This window comes from Dellaglioa sp. CoH-57-MRSF-18 (assembly GCF_056781995.1).
In genome coordinates this window covers 1-552 of sequence record NZ_JBXAXX010000051.1, presented here as the reverse complement: position 1 = coordinate 552, position 552 = coordinate 1, and the positions used below count along the sequence as shown (strand labels likewise).

Genomic DNA, 552 nt, shown 5'->3' with positions numbered 1-552 from the left:
GATTCAAAAATGGCACTCTTGTTCAGCGAGGGCTGGGACGCTTACACCACTACGTCTGACGTGACAGGTTCCGGCAAATACAAAGTGTTTAGGACATCTAATAATGGCGGTCCTCAACTACTTAGCTCATCCGGTAAGTACGGGGGCAAAGCCATTAGTTCTATTTCGGTTGGTTATGCTTCGGCCGTTCGCTGCGATGTGAATATCGCGTCAGGCGCTACGTTTTATATCGGCGGCTGGTGGAAGTGTGGACTATCCGGAGGCAAGGACAGTGACTTCGGCTATGGCGGCCTCGTCAATATCGGACTGGCCTCTAATGGTGCCCAGATTTTGGACTTCGACGGTAATTACCTAACACTGCGGAACGGCACATACACCAGTACAACACCTTTGGCTACCGGCACCACGTACCTTGGTGATGGCTATCACTGGATTGAAGCCTCAATCCAGATTAACGGCGCTAGCACCAAGGTAACGGCCTACGTGGATAGCATACTTCAGTTCACAGGAACTTATAACTACGCGCAAGCCGCTCAGGCCATTACCCAGCTA

Annotated in this window: 1 protein-coding gene; it reads left to right on the top strand. The window is 51.3% G+C overall.

All coding sequences use genetic code 11. From position 1 onward, the window contains the following. A partial coding sequence (locus tag AC1RPG_RS07985) for a hypothetical protein (protein ID WP_481762466.1) occupies positions 1-552 on the top strand: 552 nt, incomplete at both ends.